Below are 16578 nucleotides of genomic sequence, written 5' to 3' on the forward strand. Positions count from 1 at the left end.
TAATATATTTGATTGTTATCCTACCCATTTACGAGCATTTCTGAAAAGACGTATCCAGGGGGCGTCTTCATGTGTACGTGTACGCCGGCCTGAACCATTCGGCTCGGGCGGGTACCATGAATGCTGTGCAATGCGGAAAACACGTTCAGGGTGTGGCATGAGTATATTAAAGCGCCCGTCCGGGGTTGTCAGTCCGGTGATGCCGCGCGGCGAACCGTTCGGATTACCAGGATATACTTCCGTGACTTTGCCAAAGTTATCGATATATCGCAAGGTCACCAGTGCTTCGCAGTCCGCTTCACTGCAACGGCTTATATCTGCGCGGCCCTCACCGTGTGCTATAACTACCGGCAAGCGGCTGCCTGACATGCCTTCGAACAATATCGATGGACCCGCCTGTACCTCTACCATGACAAAGCGCGACTCAAATTGTTCCGAATAATTGCGTATAAATCGCGGCCAGTGTTCTGCGCCCGGAATAATGGCATGCAGATGACTCATCATCTGGCAACCGTTACAAACACCAAGTGCGAATGTATCCGTACGCTGGAAAAACGCTTCAAATGTTTCGCGAACTTGTGTATTGAATAATATCGATTTGGCCCAGCCTTCGCCGGCGCCCAGCACGTCACCGTAGGAAAAACCGCCGCATGCAGCCATTCCTTTAAATGCGTCCAGTGAAATTCTGCCGGAAATGATGTCGCTCATATGTACGTCAATTGCCGTAAAACCAGCGCGGTCAAATGCAGCAGCCATCTCTATATGCCCGTTAACACCCTGTTCACGCAAGATTGCTATGGCAGGACGGGTTCGCATTCGTCGAATAAAAGGTGCTGCGATATTGTCTTCCACATCAAAGCTGAGCGCGACATGCAATCCCGGGTCATCACTAATCAAAATGCGGTCATACTCCTGTTGTGCACAGTCGGAATGATCGCGCAGTTTTTGCATGCGATAGGTTGTTTCAGACCAGGCGCGCTGCAGGTCAATGCGTTTTTCCGCCAATACAGGATGATTGTTCCGCATTAGTCGCAGTTCGTCTACAGAATTGAGGGAGCCGATAACAAAGCTCATGCTCTGCAGCCCGGCTTCGGCCAATGTGTTCATGACAAATGATCGTTTTCCGCTCCGGATTTGAATGACTGCACCCAGTTCCTCGTTGAACAGCACTGCGAGTAATCGTTCAATGAAACGCCCGTTTAAATCACCAGAACGCAATTCGGCTCCGTCAATGTCGCTTGACAACATGTCAAAGCAAAGCTGGTCAAGGTTGACAGTGATGCCGGTATGACCGGCAAAAATCATTTCACACAGCGTGACGAAAAGACCACCATCTGAGCGATCGTGGTAAGCAAGTATCGCATCCGCTTTGTTAAGTTGCTGGATGGCGGTAAAAAATGCTTTAAGCCTGTCAGCACCGGACTGTCCGTCAATATCCGGCGCTTCATGGCCGACCTGCTTATAAACTTGTGCCAGCGCAGATCCCCCCAAACGGTTTTTACCCTGACCGAGGTCGATCAGTAATAACTCAGTTTCACCGCAATCGGTACGTAACTGTGGCGTCAGTGTGCGGCGAACATCGCCGACCCTGGAGAAAGCGGATATGATTAGCGACAGCGGTGCAGTTACGGTTTTGTCAATGGATAATCCGGTTTGCGCGTCGATGCCCTGCCAGGTCGTTTTCATTGACATCGAGTCCTTACCTACCGGGATGCTGATACCTAACTGCGGACATAATTCCATACCGATGGCATGGACGGCATCATACAAGCCTGCATCTTCACCCGGGTGCCCGGCCGCTGCCATCCAGTTTGCTGACAGCTTGATGTCACTGATCTGCTGTATCAGGGCTGCGGATATGTTGGTAACAGCCTCGCCAACCGCCATACGCGCAGAGGCGGCGGGACTAATCAAGGCCACTGGCGTTCGTTCGCCGATTGCAAATGCTTCACCAAAATACGTCTGGTATCCCATCATGGTGACAGCCACATCAGCGACAGGTATCTGCCAGGGACCTACCATCTGGTCGCGCGCCGTCATGCCGCCGACGGAACGGTCGCCTATGCTGATGAGAAATGTCTTGTCTGCAACCGTCGGTAACCGCAAGACCCTGTAGGCTGCTTCTTTCAAATCGATTTCATGGGTATGAAAAACAGGCAATGGCTGTATTCGATGAGTGACATCCCGTGTCATTTTGGGCGGTTTGCCAAGCAATACCGGTAACGCCATATCGACAGGTGCAGTCATTGACGCATGCTGTTCATCGACTACTACGAGTTGAGTTTCTTCGGTTGCTACGCCGACCACTGAATATGGGCATCGCTCACGCTCGCAGATTTCCTGAAACTGTGTGAGCGAATCCGGATGAATTGCAAGTACATAACGTTCCTGAGCTTCATTGCTCCAGATCTGCATGGGTGACATGCCGGATTCTTCGACGGGTATGGCGCGTAAATCGAAGCGTCCTCCATGCCCTGCGTCATGCACCAGTTCCGGAAAAGCATTTGACAGTCCGCCTGCGCCGACATCATGGATAAACAGGATGGGATTCTCTATTCCCGAACGTTCTAGTTGCCAGCAGCGATCTATCACTTCCTGAGCACGGCGCTGCATTTCAGGGTTGCCTCGCTGCACTGAATCGTAATCCAGTGCCTCGGCATTCGTACCGGCATCCATACTCGATGCTGCGCCACCGCCGAGACCGATCAACATGCCGGGACCACCTAACTGGATCAGCAAAGCACCGGGAGAAAATTTTTCTTTACGGATATGTTTGGCCGAGATTTGTCCGATGCCTCCTGCAAGCATGATCGGTTTATGGTAACCGCGCATTTCACCTGCGACTTTTTCTTCGAAAGTGCGAAAATAACCGGCAAGATTCGGACGTCCGAATTCATTATTAAACGCCGCGCCGCCAATTGGCCCATCGAGCATAATCTGCAGAGCTGAGGCGATGCGATGTGGTTTGCCATATATGATTTTTCGGTTGGTATCGCAATATTCCCAGGGTTGTACAAAGTCTGGAATATTTAGATTGGATACTGAAAATCCGGTCAATCCCGCTTTGGGCCTGGCGCCACGGCCCGTTGCGCCTTCATCGCGTATTTCCCCGCCTACACCCGTCGCCGCTCCAGGGAAAGGAGAAATTGCGGTAGGATGATTGTGCGTTTCAACTTTCATCAGCAGGTGTGTCTGTTCCTGCTTGTACAAATAGTGCAGATTTTCTCCTGGATAAAATCGCGCAATTTTTGCGCCTTCGATAATACTTGCATTATCCGCGTAAGCAACCAGCGTATTTTGTGGATTCTGGTGATGCGTATGTCGGATCATTTCGAAAAGGGTGCGGTTGCGCCTGTTCCCATCTATAATCCAGTCGGCATTGAAGATTTTGTGACGACAGTGTTCGGAATTCGCCTGTGCGAACATCATCAGTTCTACGTCTGTAGGGTTGCGCCCGCTTTGCTGAAAATTATGCGCAAGATATTCAATTTCGTCAGCTGATAGCGCAAGCCCCATTTCCGTATTGGCCTCCTCGATCGCCTGTAACCCTCTGGAATGAAAATCGATGACATGAAGCGGTTGTGGGGTCAAATGATGAAATAATCGTTCTGCATCATCAAAAGACCGTAAAACAGTTTCGGTCATGCGATCATGTAACAGTGACTGCAGAGGCTGTTGCTGCTCGGGGCGGAAAGGACGGTCTGTTTGTATCGTATAAGCAATACCGCGCTCAATCCGTTCCACATGCTTCAATCCGCAATGATGCGCGATGTCGGTGGCCTTGCTCGACCAGGGTGAAATAGTGCCCGGACGGGGAACCACAAGCGCGAGAGGCAATGTTGCTGCAGCAGGACGTTGGGATTGGCAACTGTTAAGTAATTTCTCGAGCATTGCCGTTTCGGTTTTGGTTAATGTGCGGCTGATTGCACAGAAATACCAAAATTCAGCATAAATGTGAGAAACTTGTAAATCCAGTGCGTTGAATGCACAAATCAGCTTTTCCAGCCTGAATGCAGATAACGCATGACCGCCACAAAATCGAAGCATCGGGAAATATTACCAAAATCAAAATCACCATTTTACACGAGAAATAATTCTTTCCACTGATACTGGCAGTCCAGATGATAAGAACAATCACCCCGGTCTACTTGACCGATGAAATACGCACAATAGAGCAGACAGTTTTTGACCTGCCTGAACCACCGGATTTAATGGAGAAGGCTGGACGCGCAACTGCAGAGATTGCCAGAAAATATTTTGTCCTGAATTGTGACAGCCGTATTCTCGTACTGGCCGGTCCCGGTAACAACGGCGGCGATGCTTTTGTTGCCGCGCGGTATTTGAAGCATTGGGGATATGCAGTGACTGTGATATTCAACGGTGATCCTGATCGTCAGTCACAGGATGCCAAACAGGCCAGGTTGGCATGGCAGGGTGGCGAGGAAAATATTTATTCGGAGATTCCAGGAACCGCAAACGGTCAGAAATGGGATCTGATCATTGATGGCATTTTTGGCATCGGTCTGCGGCAGGATCGCCCGATGGCGGGTCAATACCTGAGTTGGATTAATACCGTCAATGCCATGCAAAAGCCTGTGTTGGCAATTGATATACCATCAGGACTTGGAAGTGATGATGGCAGCGTTTACGGCGCGGTGATAAACGCTGACATTACCATTACTTTTATCAGTCCAAAACCGGGTATTCTGACCCACTATGGCCCGCAATATAGTGGCAGGATCATTATCTGCGACCTGGATCTTGATCCGGTTGCCATCTTGCCGCCCCGGGCATGGATGATTAACCGAAAACTGGCCAGTATTTTATTGCCTCCCCCGCGTGCAGCAAACAGCCATAAAGGCAGCTTTGGCAGTATCGGTATTCTGGGCGGCAACAATGGTATGACCGGTGCAGCTATTCTGGCTGGCCGTGCGGCACTGCATGCGGGTGCCGGGCGCGTCTATCTGGTTATACTGGCAACCTCGGCACCCGATGTCGACATCGTGCATCCCGAGTTGATGATGCGCTCGCCATCAGAATTGTTTGATCTGGATACGCTAGATTGTCTGGTGATCGGACCGGGCATGGGTATGGATGAATTTACTTATGGCTGGCTGGAGCGAGCGCTCGATACTGATTTACCTTTAGTGCTGGACGCTGATGCGCTGAACCATGTTGCTTTTCACAGCGAACTGGCCAGAAAACTCAAACAACGCGAAGCGCCTGCCATATTAACACCTCATCCAGCTGAAGCGGCGCGGCTTCTGGATACCGATACAGCTGTAATACAAGGCAATCGTCAGATTGCCGCAACCAGTCTGTCGGAAAAATTCTGTTGCCAGATTTTACTGAAAGGCGCAGGCAGTATCTGCGCCAGACCAGATGGAACATGCTTTTTCAATACCAGCGGTAATCCGGGTTTGAGTAGCGCAGGCACTGGCGATGTGCTCTCTGGTATTATCGGGGCGTTAATTGTACAGGGGCAAACGCCGGAGGATGCGCTACTACTGGCTGTTTACCTGCATGGTGCCGCTGCCGATGAATTACTGAAACGAAATAACGGACCGGTGGGAATGACAGCATCGGAAGTTAGTAACGCCGCACGCTTGCTGTTGAACGACTGGATTTATAAGAAAAGCTGATTACATATATGAAGAGTTGGGTGACAGGAAACAAATCAATATTCCGGTTGGCAGCGGGTTTTATTGTTTTTTATCGGATTGTACGGTTCAAAGCCGGATAGTCGGGTGCACAAACAGCCTGACATGGGTTAAAAATCTGCTTGCTGACCTTGCGAACGATCAACGAATCGGAGTTTAATCAAGATCCTGGCCCGGTAGACTGTATTGTACGGGCCAGGCGGCTGAGTGAAATGATCTCGTTTAACCGATTTGCTCATTGCGCCTTCTGATAAATCCAATCAAGCCGATGCCAAATAATGCCAGCATGGATGGCTCGGGGATTGGATTGACGGATTCCGTAATCAGAACAAAATCATTGTAGTCGGTGTCGCCACCGCCGTAAATATCTTCCCACGCCATGATATATTCATTTGTGCTCCAGATTCCTGGAAGAGTTGAAGGAAGGTCAATTGTGTCAGTGCCTTGCCCTTGAAAAGCGACCATGTGATCAATGCCGTCACTGTTTAAATCGGTATCACTATAAAAAATGTTCCCGCCAGTGTTTAAAAAATAACCAAATGCATTTCCCGAAAAATCAGCACCGGTATCTGCGAAATTGATAATTACAGATCCATCATTTGCAAAAGATAACAGCTTTTGCGCGCCTGCTCCTTCTGTTCCGGAAAACAAGGTTACCTGTTTGGATGGGTCGCTGGCATCATAAATGCCAACGGTATTTGTATTTGCATTGCCGGCTAGTTCAATAATAATTTGAGCAAATGAACCACCGCTTCCGGATATCTGCCAGTATTCATCCAGTAGAATTTGATCTGTATTGACATTTGTGCTGCTGACATTGATTATCGGTGCCACGGTGATGTCATTTAAAATACCCTGTAGTGATGCGCCGCCATCACCGAATGTAACTGTTGCATGTGCTGATCCGGCTGCCACCAGACTTATTGCTGCAGCCATTGTTGTTTTGAAAGCTGTGCCGTATTGTTTCTTCATATTCATTTCTCCTTTGATCCGTTTTCTTTGCAATTCTTTGAAAAATTACCGGATCAGGTGTTGATTTCAGATTGAAATCAACACATGCCCGGATTTATTGATCTACGATCAGTGCAACAGTCGTTCCGCGAAGCTTGCCTGCCTCAATCGAGACATCAGCTGACATCTTTTATGGGTAGCTATTCTTGATGGTTTAGAATCTTCCAACCATTGGACAATGGTACAAATGAGAAGGTGATTTAAAAAACATGTGTGTATACAAATGCATATAAAGAAAGTATTTATGTATGTTCTGATCAGGGATATGTAACTCGCACTGTTTTTCAGTTTGAATACACAGTAAATATTCGCTTGTTTTCGTTGATAAACAAACCAGATGATGTTTGAACGCGTATTCAATCTGTTTCTGCTGACGCAGAAATATGTGACGTGTTTTTCTCAATGCATGGTTTTGCGGGCGGTGAAAGTTGCAGAGATGATTGTGCGCATGTACTAAAGTACAGTATGTGATTCGGATAATGCTCGATAGGATGGCTGAGCCAGAATTGTCGGAAAGAATAGAACACGCTGGCAATAAACGACCCTGAACAGAAAAATGAAGTCGTCTCAGTGAATCAGGAAAATGGACTCAAAAGCACTGATGCTGTTAATGTACGTTACGTAGATTATGCGAGTGCGTTATTTTATGAAAGAGGAAAGGCGGAACTTTTACAGATCACTCTATGCACAGCCTGACGCGCCATTGACGGTTATTCAGGTTAACTATCGTATTTTAAAGCTGAAAATCAGGATGTGCCCGGATCAGGACTATGCAGAACTGCGTTCTAATGCGTTAAAAATGGCTATGGCGGTTTTAAACGATCCACTAAAACGCGCAGTATATGATCGCGATTTGCGAAAGCGATATCCTATCAGGATGTTAAGCCTTGGGTCTTTTGCGTCGGGCATTGTCAAGGATATCCCTGATTGTACTGAATCTCGGACAAACCGGCGCAATTATTACCGGGTTCTCCAGATACAGCCTGATGCTCCTGCAGAAATTGTTATCGCCAGTTACCAGGCCTTGCTGCAGTATCCCTATCAGAACGTCGATTTGCTGGGAGAAGCGTATGCGGTTCTTGCAAATCCTGCGGCGCGGATGCGATATGATGCTTATCTCGCCGGCAAATGGAAGTATTCTGAAAAAACATTGATACCGGTAGGTAAAATAGGACGTACCGGTCGCCCGGATTGTGGCAGCGATACTACTTCGCCGGTTGTCGAGGAATCCGGAGCGACATTGTCATATTGCGTATTCTGTCATGCAGCGTATACAGAACAAGTTGGCCCCTACCAGCAACATGCTTGCCTGGAATGTGGCAGTCCGTTGCCTGTGCCCGCTGAAACGTTCCTTGAGCCAAAACACCGTACAAACATACGAATCAGCATGCACGGGGAATTTCAATACTATCAGTTTTGGCCAGACTTACCCAGTAAAGGCATAATTCAGGATTTATCGCCGCGGGGTACACGTTTTCTGGCCGAGACATCACTCAGTTTGAATGATGTTATCAAAATTGACGCACCTAATTTCCGGGCTGTTGCAGAAGTGGTTCATCAACACAGGATACAGGCTTTTATATCTGTCGGTGCGTGCTTTCTTACAGTTAAATTTGAGCAGGAGCGCGGAAGCTTTCTAGCAGTCAGGGTCTGACTATCGAACACTTTGGTTGAAGATGGAAAATACTGCTATTTGTTTTATTTTCCCTAAAATTACCGTCATTCTTTCGCGCTTGCCGTAAAACCCTGTAAAATTCGACTATTCCAAATTTAGCAAACGCTGCCAACGTTTTTTTCATGAGCAAGCATACTTTTCAGGAAATTATTTTTATTTTGCAACAGTATTGGGCAAGGCAGGGCTGCGCCATTTTGCAACCTTTCGACACCGAGGTGGGTGCCGGGACCAGTCATACCGCGACATTTTTGCGCGCGCTCGGCCCTGAGCCGTGGAAGGCAGCTTATGTACAGCCATCTCGCCGTCCCAAGGATGGTCGCTACGGTGATAATCCTAATCGTCTGCAGCATTATTACCAGTTTCAGGTTGTATTTAAGCCCGCACCCAGTAATATTCTGGATTTGTATTTTGATTCATTGCGGGAGCTTGGTCTCGATTTGCGAAAAAACGATGTGCGTCTGGTCGAGGACGACTGGGAAAATCCAACACTCGGCGCCTGGGGTCTAGGTTGGGAAGCGTGGTTAAATGGGATGGAAGTGACGCAATTTACCTATTTCCAGCAGGTTGGGGGAATCAATTGCAAACCGATAACCGGGGAAATCACTTATGGTCTGGAGCGTCTGGCCATGTATTTGCAGGGCGTCGAAAACGTGTTTGATCTGGTCTGGACAGAAGGTCTGAGATATCGAGATGTCTATCACCAGAATGAGGTTGAGCAATCGGTTTATAATTTTGAACAAAGCGATCCGGAATACTTGTTTTGCGCATTTTCCAACCATGAGACACAGGCGCAGCGGTTAATCGATCTGCGTTTGCCATTGCCGGGCTATGAGCATGTGCTGAAAGCGGCGCATATTTTTAATTTGCTGGATGCGCGTGGTTCAATTTCGGTAACCGAACGCGCTGCGTATATTGGCCGCATTCGTGCACTTTCGCGTGATGTGGCACAGGCCTATTACGCTAGCCGTGAGCAACTTGATCCGCCATTTCCTCTGGCACCACGTACCTGGGTGGCGCAAATGCCTGCATCTGCACACTCGAAAAATACCGCATGACAGCAAAGAACTTATTGATTGAATTGGGTGTGGAGGAGCTGCCGCCCCAGTCACTTGAACAGCTGGGTTTCAGTTTTGCTGAATCGATTATTGCTAGTCTACAAGCGCAAGCGCTTATAAACGACGTACAGGCAGCAGCATTCAAGGTGTACGCTTCACCCAGGCGTTTAGCTGTGTGGGTGCCGAATGTTGTATCACAGGCGGCGGATAAACCCGTTTCACGGAAACTTATGCCGGTCAAAGTCGGACTGGACGAAAAAGGCCGGCCAACGCCACCGTTGCTGAAAAAGCTGACCAGTTTGGGGGCGAGTGCTGACGCTGTTGCCGAGCTCAAGCGCGTCCGTGACGGTAAAACAGAAACATTGTTTCTGGATACTGTTGTCACTGGGACGAAGTTGGCAGACGGGGTGCAAATTGCGCTTGACGAGATTATTGGTCGGCTGCCGATACCTAAAGTGATGACATATCAGCTTGCAGACGGCTGGGAGAGTGTCAATTTTGTACGTCCTGCGCATACGCTGGTTGCTTTGCATGGCTCGGAAATAATACCGGTCCGGCTATTGGGGTTGGACGCGGGGCGTGAGGCGCTGGGACACCGGTTTGAAGCAAGCCAGTTATTTATTCAGTTGCAAAACGCGGATAGCTATGCACAGCAACTGCTGGAAGAAGGCGCTGTTATCGCTGGCTTTGATGATCGTCGTAATGAAATCAGCCAGCAACTGAATGCAGCGTCAGAAAAGGCAGGGCTGACATTGTTTCAGGATGATGCATTGCTCAACGAAGTTACTGCGCTGGTTGAGTGGCCCAATGTACTGATTGGCCAGTTCGACCCCGAATTTCTCGAAGTGCCGCAGGAATGCCTGATATTGACGATGAAGGCCAATCAGAAATATTTTCCGCTGATGGATGCAAATGCAAAACTGGCGAACAAATTTTTGCTGGTTTCGAATATTCGTCCAGCCGATCCATCGCTTGTTGTTACCGGCAATGAACGCGTTGTGCGCTCGCGTTTGGCCGATGCCAAATTTTTCTACGATCAGGATCGCAAGAAGTCGCTGGAGTCTCGATTACCCGGGCTTGATCAGGTAGTCTATCACAATAAACTTGGTACCCAGGGAGAACGTATTCAGCGGGTACGAGTCATCGCCCGGTCTATTGCACTGCTACTTGGCGGTGAAGCGTTGGCGGATGATGCAGGTAAAGCAACATTATTATCCAAAACGGATCTGTTGACAGAAATGGTCGGCGAGTTTCCCGAATTACAAGGTATCATGGGATATTATTATGCGTTGCATGACGGACACGGAGAAACAATTGCGCAGGCTATCGCGGATCATTATAAACCGCGTTTCTCCGGCGATTCATTGCCGCGTAATATGGTTGGAATTTGTGTTGCGCTGGCTGATAAGCTTGAGACGCTGACCGGTTTGTTCAGTATCGGTCAAGTGCCGACGGGCGACAAAGATCCGTTTGCGCTTCGGCGACATGCATTGGGTGTGATTCGCATCTTGATTGAAAAAGAATTACCCTTGTCGCTGGATTTCCTGCTCAAGGAAGCCCGGCTTGCATTTGACGAGAAATACCCTGAAACAGCGATCTCGCCATTACAGTTCATATATGACCGCCTGGCGGGAAACCTGCGTGAACAGGGCTATACGCCGCAGACTATTGATGCTGTATTGAGCCAGGCACCAGCAATTCTCAAAGACATCCCCAAACGGCTTGAAGCCGTGCGCGCGTTTGAGAAGCTCCCTGAAGCCCCAAGTCTCGCGGCTGCCAACAAGCGCGTGCATAATATTCTGGAAAAAAGCACAGAAAGCAATGCAGTCATTCACAGCCAGGTAAACACGGGTTTGCTTAAAGAACCGGCCGAAACCGCTCTGTACGATGCACTGATGCAGGCCAAGCCGCAGGCAGACAATGCATTTGAATCCGGTGAATATACTCGTTCGCTGCAATCGCTTGCCGCCCTCAAGGAGCCGGTTGATACATTTTTTGACCATGTTATGGTCAATACGGATGATGCTGGTCTGCGTATCAACCGGTTATGCTTGCTCAAAATGATGCATCAGGCAATGAACCGGGTGGCCGATCTTTCCAAGCTGGCAGGTTGATATGAAACTGGTTATTCTTGATCATAACGGCGTCATTAATCAGAGCAGTGAAACTTTTATAAAGACTCCAGATGAGTGGGAACCGATTCCTAACAGTATAGAGGCTATTGCGCGCCTGACGCATTTCGGTTATCGGATTGTAACCGCTACCAATCAGTCCGGGATCGGTCGAGGTCTGCTTGACATGGTCACGTTTAATGCTATTAACGATAAAATGTATAAAGCAGTGGCCCAGGCAGGCGGACGGATTGATTCTATTTTTTTCTGTCCGCATACCAGTGCTGACAAATGTCGTTGTCGCAAGCCAAAAACCGGCATGTTTGAAGAAATCATGCAACGTTACGGAACGGATCTGAAAAATACGCCGACGATTGGAGACGCCTTGCGTGATTTGCTGGTAGCGGATGCTGTAGGCGCTTTACCGATTCTCGTGTTGACCGGTAAAGGCAAAGCAACCCGGGAAATGGATAAACTGCCACCGCGCACACAGGTATATGACGATCTGTCAGCTGCGGTTGATGCCATCGTAGGATTCGCATGATGCTGGCATTTTTACGTTCTGCCTGTTACATGTTGCTGCTCGTCATAATCACACCACCATATGCGATTTTCACGCTGGCATGTTTTCCATTGTCCGCGCATGCCCGCTATCGTGTAACATCAACCTGGACACGCATGATTCTGTTTTTACTGCAGCATGTCTGTGGTTTGCGCTATCGCCTGCTGGGTGCTGAGAATATTCCGAAAACCCCGAGTATCGTGTTATCTAAACATCAATCAGCCTGGGAGACACTGGCTTTTCAGAAAATTTTTCCACCGCAGGTATGGGTTCTGAAAAAAGAACTGTTACAGATTCCATTTTTTGGCTGGGGGCTGGCAATGACCAGTCCCATTGCTATTGACCGTACTGCTGGAAGAAGTGCGCTAGACCAGGTAGTGGAGCAGGGACAGGAGCGACTGAAAAGTGGTTTTTGGGTGGTGATTTTTCCAGAGGGTACACGCATGCCACCCGGCAAGCGGGGGAGCTATCGTATCGGTGGCGCATGGCTAGCGACCCATACCAACACGCTGGTCGTGCCGGTCGCCCATAATGCTGGTGAATTCTGGGCCAGAAACGCTTTTGTCAAAAAACCCGGTATCATTACCGTCAGTATCGGCAAACCAATTGATCCGGCGGGAATGGAGGCTAATGAACTTAACGCCAAGGTGGAAGAATGGATCGAAACCGAAGTGGTACGTATCAGTCAGCGACAGACGGCAATCAATAGTAGCACCATACAGACTGAAGCCAGAAATCAGTGATGTTGCGTCAAATTCGCCTGGCCGGTGAAGTCATTGATTATCGAATAAAACGCAGCGGCCGCAAATCGGTTGGCTTGAGGATCTGTCAACAGGGTCTGCAGGTTAATGCGCCACATGATCTGACGAGCGCTCAAATAGATGCAATCGTTCTCGGTAAAACAGACTGGATTCTTGAAAAATTGGTCATCTGGCGCAATAAGCTTTCACAAGATACAGCGGTTGGTTTTTTGCCTGGCACAGCAGTGTTTCCCTTACTGGGCGATTTATGGAAGCCAGAAATAACGGTAAACGGCCAGCTTTGCATGGTGCCTGCCGATTCCGCTGAAAAGAAATTGTCTGACCGGTATTTGTCTTCGGAAGTTTTTCGGAAATGGATGATTGACTGGTATCGGCAGCGTGCCCTTGCCTGTTTCAGTGAGCGCCTGGCGTTGTATGCGGACCGACTCAACTTGCCTTATCCGCCTTTCAAACTCTCGCATGCCAAGACACGTTGGGGCAGTTGTAACAGCAGCGGCGTCATTCGATTGAATGTACGTCTTGTGCAGTTACCGCTATTTCTGGTTGATTATGTCGTTGCTCATGAGTTATGTCATTTGTTTGAAATGAACCATTCAAGCGCGTTCTGGAAACGAGTTGCTGCCATATATCCGGATTATCAGCATGCGCGCAGGGAATTGCGCAACTACTAGCCTGTTCATGATCCAAAAGCCTGATTGACCAGGGCTTTTATGCTGAAAGCAGTCATTTTGCGAGTGTTATTTGAATTGAGCCACGTTGCGATCGTTATGGAATTACATCAGGCAGCCCTTCGGCTTTTGGTAGCGTTGCAGATTCCTGGATTACGGTTCGTCAGCTACCAGGTTTAACAGAGCGCATCTCGTCCGACTGCTTTGAGCCGAAGGCCAAAACTGATCAGTTCAGACAACGTCATGCCGTTGCCTACAAAATAGCCCTGAACGGCATCGCAACCCAGTATCTGGAGGTGCTTATAGGTTTCCATATCCTCGACGCCTTCAGCCACAATATCCAGATTAAGTCGATGGCCTATATTGATCATTGAGCTGACAATATGCTCATGTGCGGGATACATCAGCATGTCCTTAACAAAGGTTTTGTCGATTTTGATTTCGTCCAGTGGCAGCAGCAATAGCCGTTCCATAGAAGAATACCCTGTTCCGAAATCGTCCATTGCAAGTTTGAAGCCGATATTTTTCAGGGCATGTATTGTCTCTAATGAGTTGTTTTGGTCCTCCATGATGGTTGTTTCTGTTAACTCAATCATGATATCGCCAGGAGGTACGCACCAGATATTGGCGGCCTGTTCGATCAATTCTACCAGTTCAGTGTCGTTAAAATCGTCAGCGGATAAGTTGATTGAAACACCTGTGCTAAGACCAGCTTTGCGATATTCCTGGCACTGCCTCAGCGCTGAGTTGAGAACCCACAGTGTCAGCTTGGTCATTAGTTCAGTACCTTCAGCCGCTTGTACGAGTTTATCTGGCGGAATGAATCCCAGACTGGAGTGATTCCAGCGTAGTAATGCTTCAACTGACCTGATTGTCCCCGTGCTTATCCACAGTTGTGGTTGAAAGACCAATTGTAGTTCGTCGGTATCGATTGCCCGGTCAAGTTCTGACCAGATATCCATACCGGAAAGCAACAACGCCTTTTCATTATCGTCGTATAAGCGAATCGTTTCCCGGTTGCGCTGTGCATGATAGAGGGCAGTGCTGGCGTTGCACATGAGCTGTTTTAGATTGTCTTTCTTGGTACTATTCAGTGCCACACCAATACGTGGCAGCAAGCTGACCCGCCGACGATTGAAGTAGTGGTTTTGTGTAAAAATACGCATGATTTTGTGTGCTGCCAGAATCGCATGATTCGTAGTCAGTAAATCAGAAAGCAGACAGCAGATTTGATGGCGCCCACTAGGTCCGGTAATATCCTTACCATTTAAAGCGCCTTGTATTTGTTGAACCAGGTTGCCGAGAATTTCATCGACTTCCGTATATCCCAGGATACCATCGAGTTTTGGCAGCCCATCCAGATTAATAATGATCACGGCGCTATGCTGGTGCGCATTGTTGGCGTCCAGCAGGATTTTTGAAGCAGTCTGTAGAAAGGCTTGATAACTATGAATCGGCATCGCTAAGTTATGATGTGTTTCATAAATAATGACTGGCGGAATCAATACCATAAGCGCCATGTGGCAGATCCTGCACAATAGTGTATGGTGCACCGTCCGGTCCGGGTTTCATCAGTCTGAGGTTTCGAGTTTCAGGCATTGTATAAGGTTGTTTGTTGGCGTCGAGTATCACCATGACAGAGGGCAGAGATCTTTTGGAGCGACTGTGTGACAATACGATAGCTACTTCGCCCGAGTTTAGCTCCACCAGGCTGCCCACGGGAAAAAAACCAAGGCAGTGTGCAAACTGTTCAACCAGGGTTGCATTTAACCCATAACGGGCCAGTGTTTTTAGTTGATTAAAAACCTGAAATGCGCTGTTTGACGGGACGTTTGCTTGTGACTTGCAAAGTTCCAGATAATTGTCAACAATTGCGGCCATGCGTGCATAAGTATTCAACTGATTGGCACTGAGTCCTCGCGGATACCCGCATCCGTCCTCACGTTCGTGATGCTGTGCAACAATTTCATATACGGATGTGGGTATGTCGCCTGACTGTTTAATTATTTTTTCACCAAGTAACACATGTTGTTTCAATAGGTTCACATCGACGGTGTCGGGCGCATCCTGGGTGGCGGTTATTTTTTGTCGTAACTGCAGTTTGCCGATATCCATAAACATGCCGCCTAATCCCAGCATTGAAAGTTCATTTCCTGGGAGACCAAGATGTCTGCCAAACGCCATCAATAGAATGGAATGTTTCACGGCATCGTCATAGAGCGTTTCACCGGAAGATTTAAGTTGAGCGAGTAACAGCATTGCATCGGGGTTTCTTATGATGCTGTCCCGCAATGCATATACTGAGTTTTGTGCACCACTCACTTCAAGATATTGATTGCGTTCAAAGTCGCTGGTGATTTCTTTGATGATATCGTGCGCAAACTGATGCACCCGGGTAGCAACTGGAAGTTCTTCCTCGACTGTACATGCGTCGGCGTAAACCTGATTACCATGAAAGTGTGTTTTGTCAACAACTGCTCTGGGTGTCTGACGAATTTTTCCGGCTTTTTTGGTGGTTTCACGGATGAGTGCTTTATTCAGTGCATCAAGGCTGGCTTTGTAGGTTTCTTTTGTCAGTATTTGATCAAATTTTCCCAGACGATATTTTTGGATTATGTGTGATTCACATCGATTGATATCAACATAAACATATCTGCAGTGTCGTTCAAGCTCTAGGATGTCTTCCATGTCGGTAATCAGAATACCTTGAATCGAATATGGCGTTTCCAGCCAGGGGCGATCAAGCTGGCTCACATACATGCCGAATTTCAGGTTCCGTACCATTACTTTGTGGGTTGTATTACTGGTTTGCATGTCATTAACAAAACGTACCGTCAATAAATTATTATTTATGTATCTGGTTTTATTTTTGGCGGGCCTTCTGATAATTAGCTTTGTTGGCTGCTCATTAGAATCTCGCCAATAGGCCTGTTCCGAATATTTGGCCATTGATAGTAGCATCCGCTACATCTAATATAGCGAATCGTAAATGGATTCAGCGGTCTATAAATCTGATTTATACACTCTTTTTTCCAAAATTAGAGATTGAAAAAGGCGGTGAAATCGCCATATTTA

At 48.1% G+C, this 16578-nt stretch carries 11 protein-coding genes; 7 read left to right on the plus strand and 4 right to left on the minus strand.

From position 1 onward, the window contains the following. Window positions 1-15: 15 nt before the first annotated feature. Window positions 16-4047, minus strand: coding sequence for a phosphoribosylformylglycinamidine synthase (gene purL / locus BMY62_RS04635; RefSeq protein ID WP_090657151.1), 4032 nt, complete (start codon window positions 4045-4047; stop codon window positions 16-18). 74 nt (window positions 4048-4121) lie between these two features. Between purL and BMY62_RS04640 the strand changes: the two genes are divergently transcribed. Beyond that, entirely contained in the window at window positions 4122-5642 is a 1521-nt protein-coding gene (locus BMY62_RS04640) for an NAD(P)H-hydrate dehydratase (protein ID WP_090657153.1), read from the plus strand. A 240-nt stretch (window positions 5643-5882) separates the two neighbouring features. Here the strand turns inward: BMY62_RS04640 and BMY62_RS04645 are convergent, their stop codons facing one another. Continuing rightward, complete coding sequence (locus BMY62_RS04645; RefSeq protein WP_177170290.1) at window positions 5883-6632, minus strand: DUF4114 domain-containing protein; 750 nt, start codon at window positions 6630-6632, stop codon at window positions 5883-5885. A 685-nt stretch (window positions 6633-7317) separates the two neighbouring features. Here BMY62_RS04645 and BMY62_RS04650 point away from each other — a divergent pair. The 6 genes from BMY62_RS04650 (at window position 7318) to BMY62_RS04675 (ending at window position 13506) form a co-directional block, all read left to right on the plus strand. Then, complete coding sequence (locus BMY62_RS04650) at window positions 7318-8325, plus strand: J domain-containing protein (RefSeq protein ID WP_143058754.1); 1008 nt, start codon at window positions 7318-7320, stop codon at window positions 8323-8325. 143 nt (window positions 8326-8468) lie between these two features. Next, window positions 8469-9401 (plus strand): glycine--tRNA ligase subunit alpha, encoded by a 933-nt coding sequence (gene glyQ, locus BMY62_RS04655; protein ID WP_090657157.1) that lies wholly within the window; start codon window positions 8469-8471, stop codon window positions 9399-9401. Next, on the plus strand, window positions 9398-11515 hold the full coding sequence (gene glyS, locus BMY62_RS04660) for a glycine--tRNA ligase subunit beta (protein ID WP_090657159.1): 2118 nt from the start codon (window positions 9398-9400) through the stop codon (window positions 11513-11515). The genes glyQ and glyS overlap by 4 nt, the downstream gene beginning before the upstream one ends. A gap of 1 nt (window position 11516) precedes the next feature. Beyond that, window positions 11517-12056: a D-glycero-beta-D-manno-heptose 1,7-bisphosphate 7-phosphatase gene (gmhB, locus tag BMY62_RS04665; RefSeq protein ID WP_090657161.1), complete on the plus strand. Its 540-nt coding sequence runs from the start codon at window positions 11517-11519 to the stop codon at window positions 12054-12056. After that, window positions 12053-12817 carry a lysophospholipid acyltransferase family protein gene (locus tag BMY62_RS04670; RefSeq protein ID WP_177170291.1) on the plus strand — a complete coding sequence of 255 codons (765 nt, stop codon included), beginning with the start codon at window positions 12053-12055 and terminating at the stop codon, window positions 12815-12817. The genes gmhB and BMY62_RS04670 overlap by 4 nt, the downstream gene beginning before the upstream one ends. Next, entirely contained in the window at window positions 12817-13506 is a 690-nt protein-coding gene (locus tag BMY62_RS04675; RefSeq protein WP_090657163.1) for a M48 family metallopeptidase, read from the plus strand. Before BMY62_RS04670 ends, BMY62_RS04675 begins: the two co-directional genes overlap by 1 nt. 173 nt (window positions 13507-13679) lie before the next feature. Here the strand turns inward: BMY62_RS04675 and BMY62_RS04680 are convergent, their stop codons facing one another. Together BMY62_RS04680 and BMY62_RS04685 are read right to left on the minus strand one after the other, a co-directional pair. Then, the gene (locus BMY62_RS04680; RefSeq protein WP_090657164.1) at window positions 13680-15023 is read right to left on the minus strand and encodes a putative bifunctional diguanylate cyclase/phosphodiesterase; all 1344 of its coding nucleotides are present in this window, start codon (window positions 15021-15023) and stop codon (window positions 13680-13682) included. Beyond that, on the minus strand, window positions 14983-16317 hold the full coding sequence (locus BMY62_RS04685; protein ID WP_090657255.1) for an HD-GYP domain-containing protein: 1335 nt from the start codon (window positions 16315-16317) through the stop codon (window positions 14983-14985). The genes BMY62_RS04680 and BMY62_RS04685 overlap by 41 nt, the downstream gene beginning before the upstream one ends. Window positions 16318-16578: the final 261 nt, after the last annotated feature.

The sequence above is a fragment of the Nitrosomonas marina genome (genome assembly GCF_900111605.1).
GTDB classification, from domain to species: Bacteria; Pseudomonadota; Gammaproteobacteria; order Burkholderiales; family Nitrosomonadaceae; genus Nitrosomonas; species Nitrosomonas marina_A.

Coding starts and splice junctions, on each gene's coding strand:
- glyS (WP_090657159.1), top strand. CDS start 9,398: ATGACAGCAAAGAACTTATTGATTGAATTGGGTGTGGAGGAGCTGCCG.
- BMY62_RS04685 (WP_090657255.1), bottom strand. CDS start 16,317: ATGCAAACCAGTAATACAACCCACAAAGTAATGGTACGGAACCTGAAA.
- BMY62_RS04680 (WP_090657164.1), bottom strand. CDS start 15,023: ATGGCGCTTATGGTATTGATTCCGCCAGTCATTATTTATGAAACACAT.
- glyQ (WP_090657157.1), top strand. CDS start 8,469: ATGAGCAAGCATACTTTTCAGGAAATTATTTTTATTTTGCAACAGTAT.
- purL (WP_090657151.1), bottom strand. CDS start 4,047: ATGCTTCGATTTTGTGGCGGTCATGCGTTATCTGCATTCAGGCTGGAA.
- BMY62_RS04645 (WP_177170290.1), bottom strand. CDS start 6,632: ATGAAGAAACAATACGGCACAGCTTTCAAAACAACAATGGCTGCAGCA.
- BMY62_RS04640 (WP_090657153.1), top strand. CDS start 4,122: ATGATAAGAACAATCACCCCGGTCTACTTGACCGATGAAATACGCACA.
- gmhB (WP_090657161.1), top strand. CDS start 11,517: ATGAAACTGGTTATTCTTGATCATAACGGCGTCATTAATCAGAGCAGT.
- BMY62_RS04650 (WP_143058754.1), top strand. CDS start 7,318: ATGAAAGAGGAAAGGCGGAACTTTTACAGATCACTCTATGCACAGCCT.
- BMY62_RS04670 (WP_177170291.1), top strand. CDS start 12,053: ATGATGCTGGCATTTTTACGTTCTGCCTGTTACATGTTGCTGCTCGTC.
- BMY62_RS04675 (WP_090657163.1), top strand. CDS start 12,817: ATGTTGCGTCAAATTCGCCTGGCCGGTGAAGTCATTGATTATCGAATA.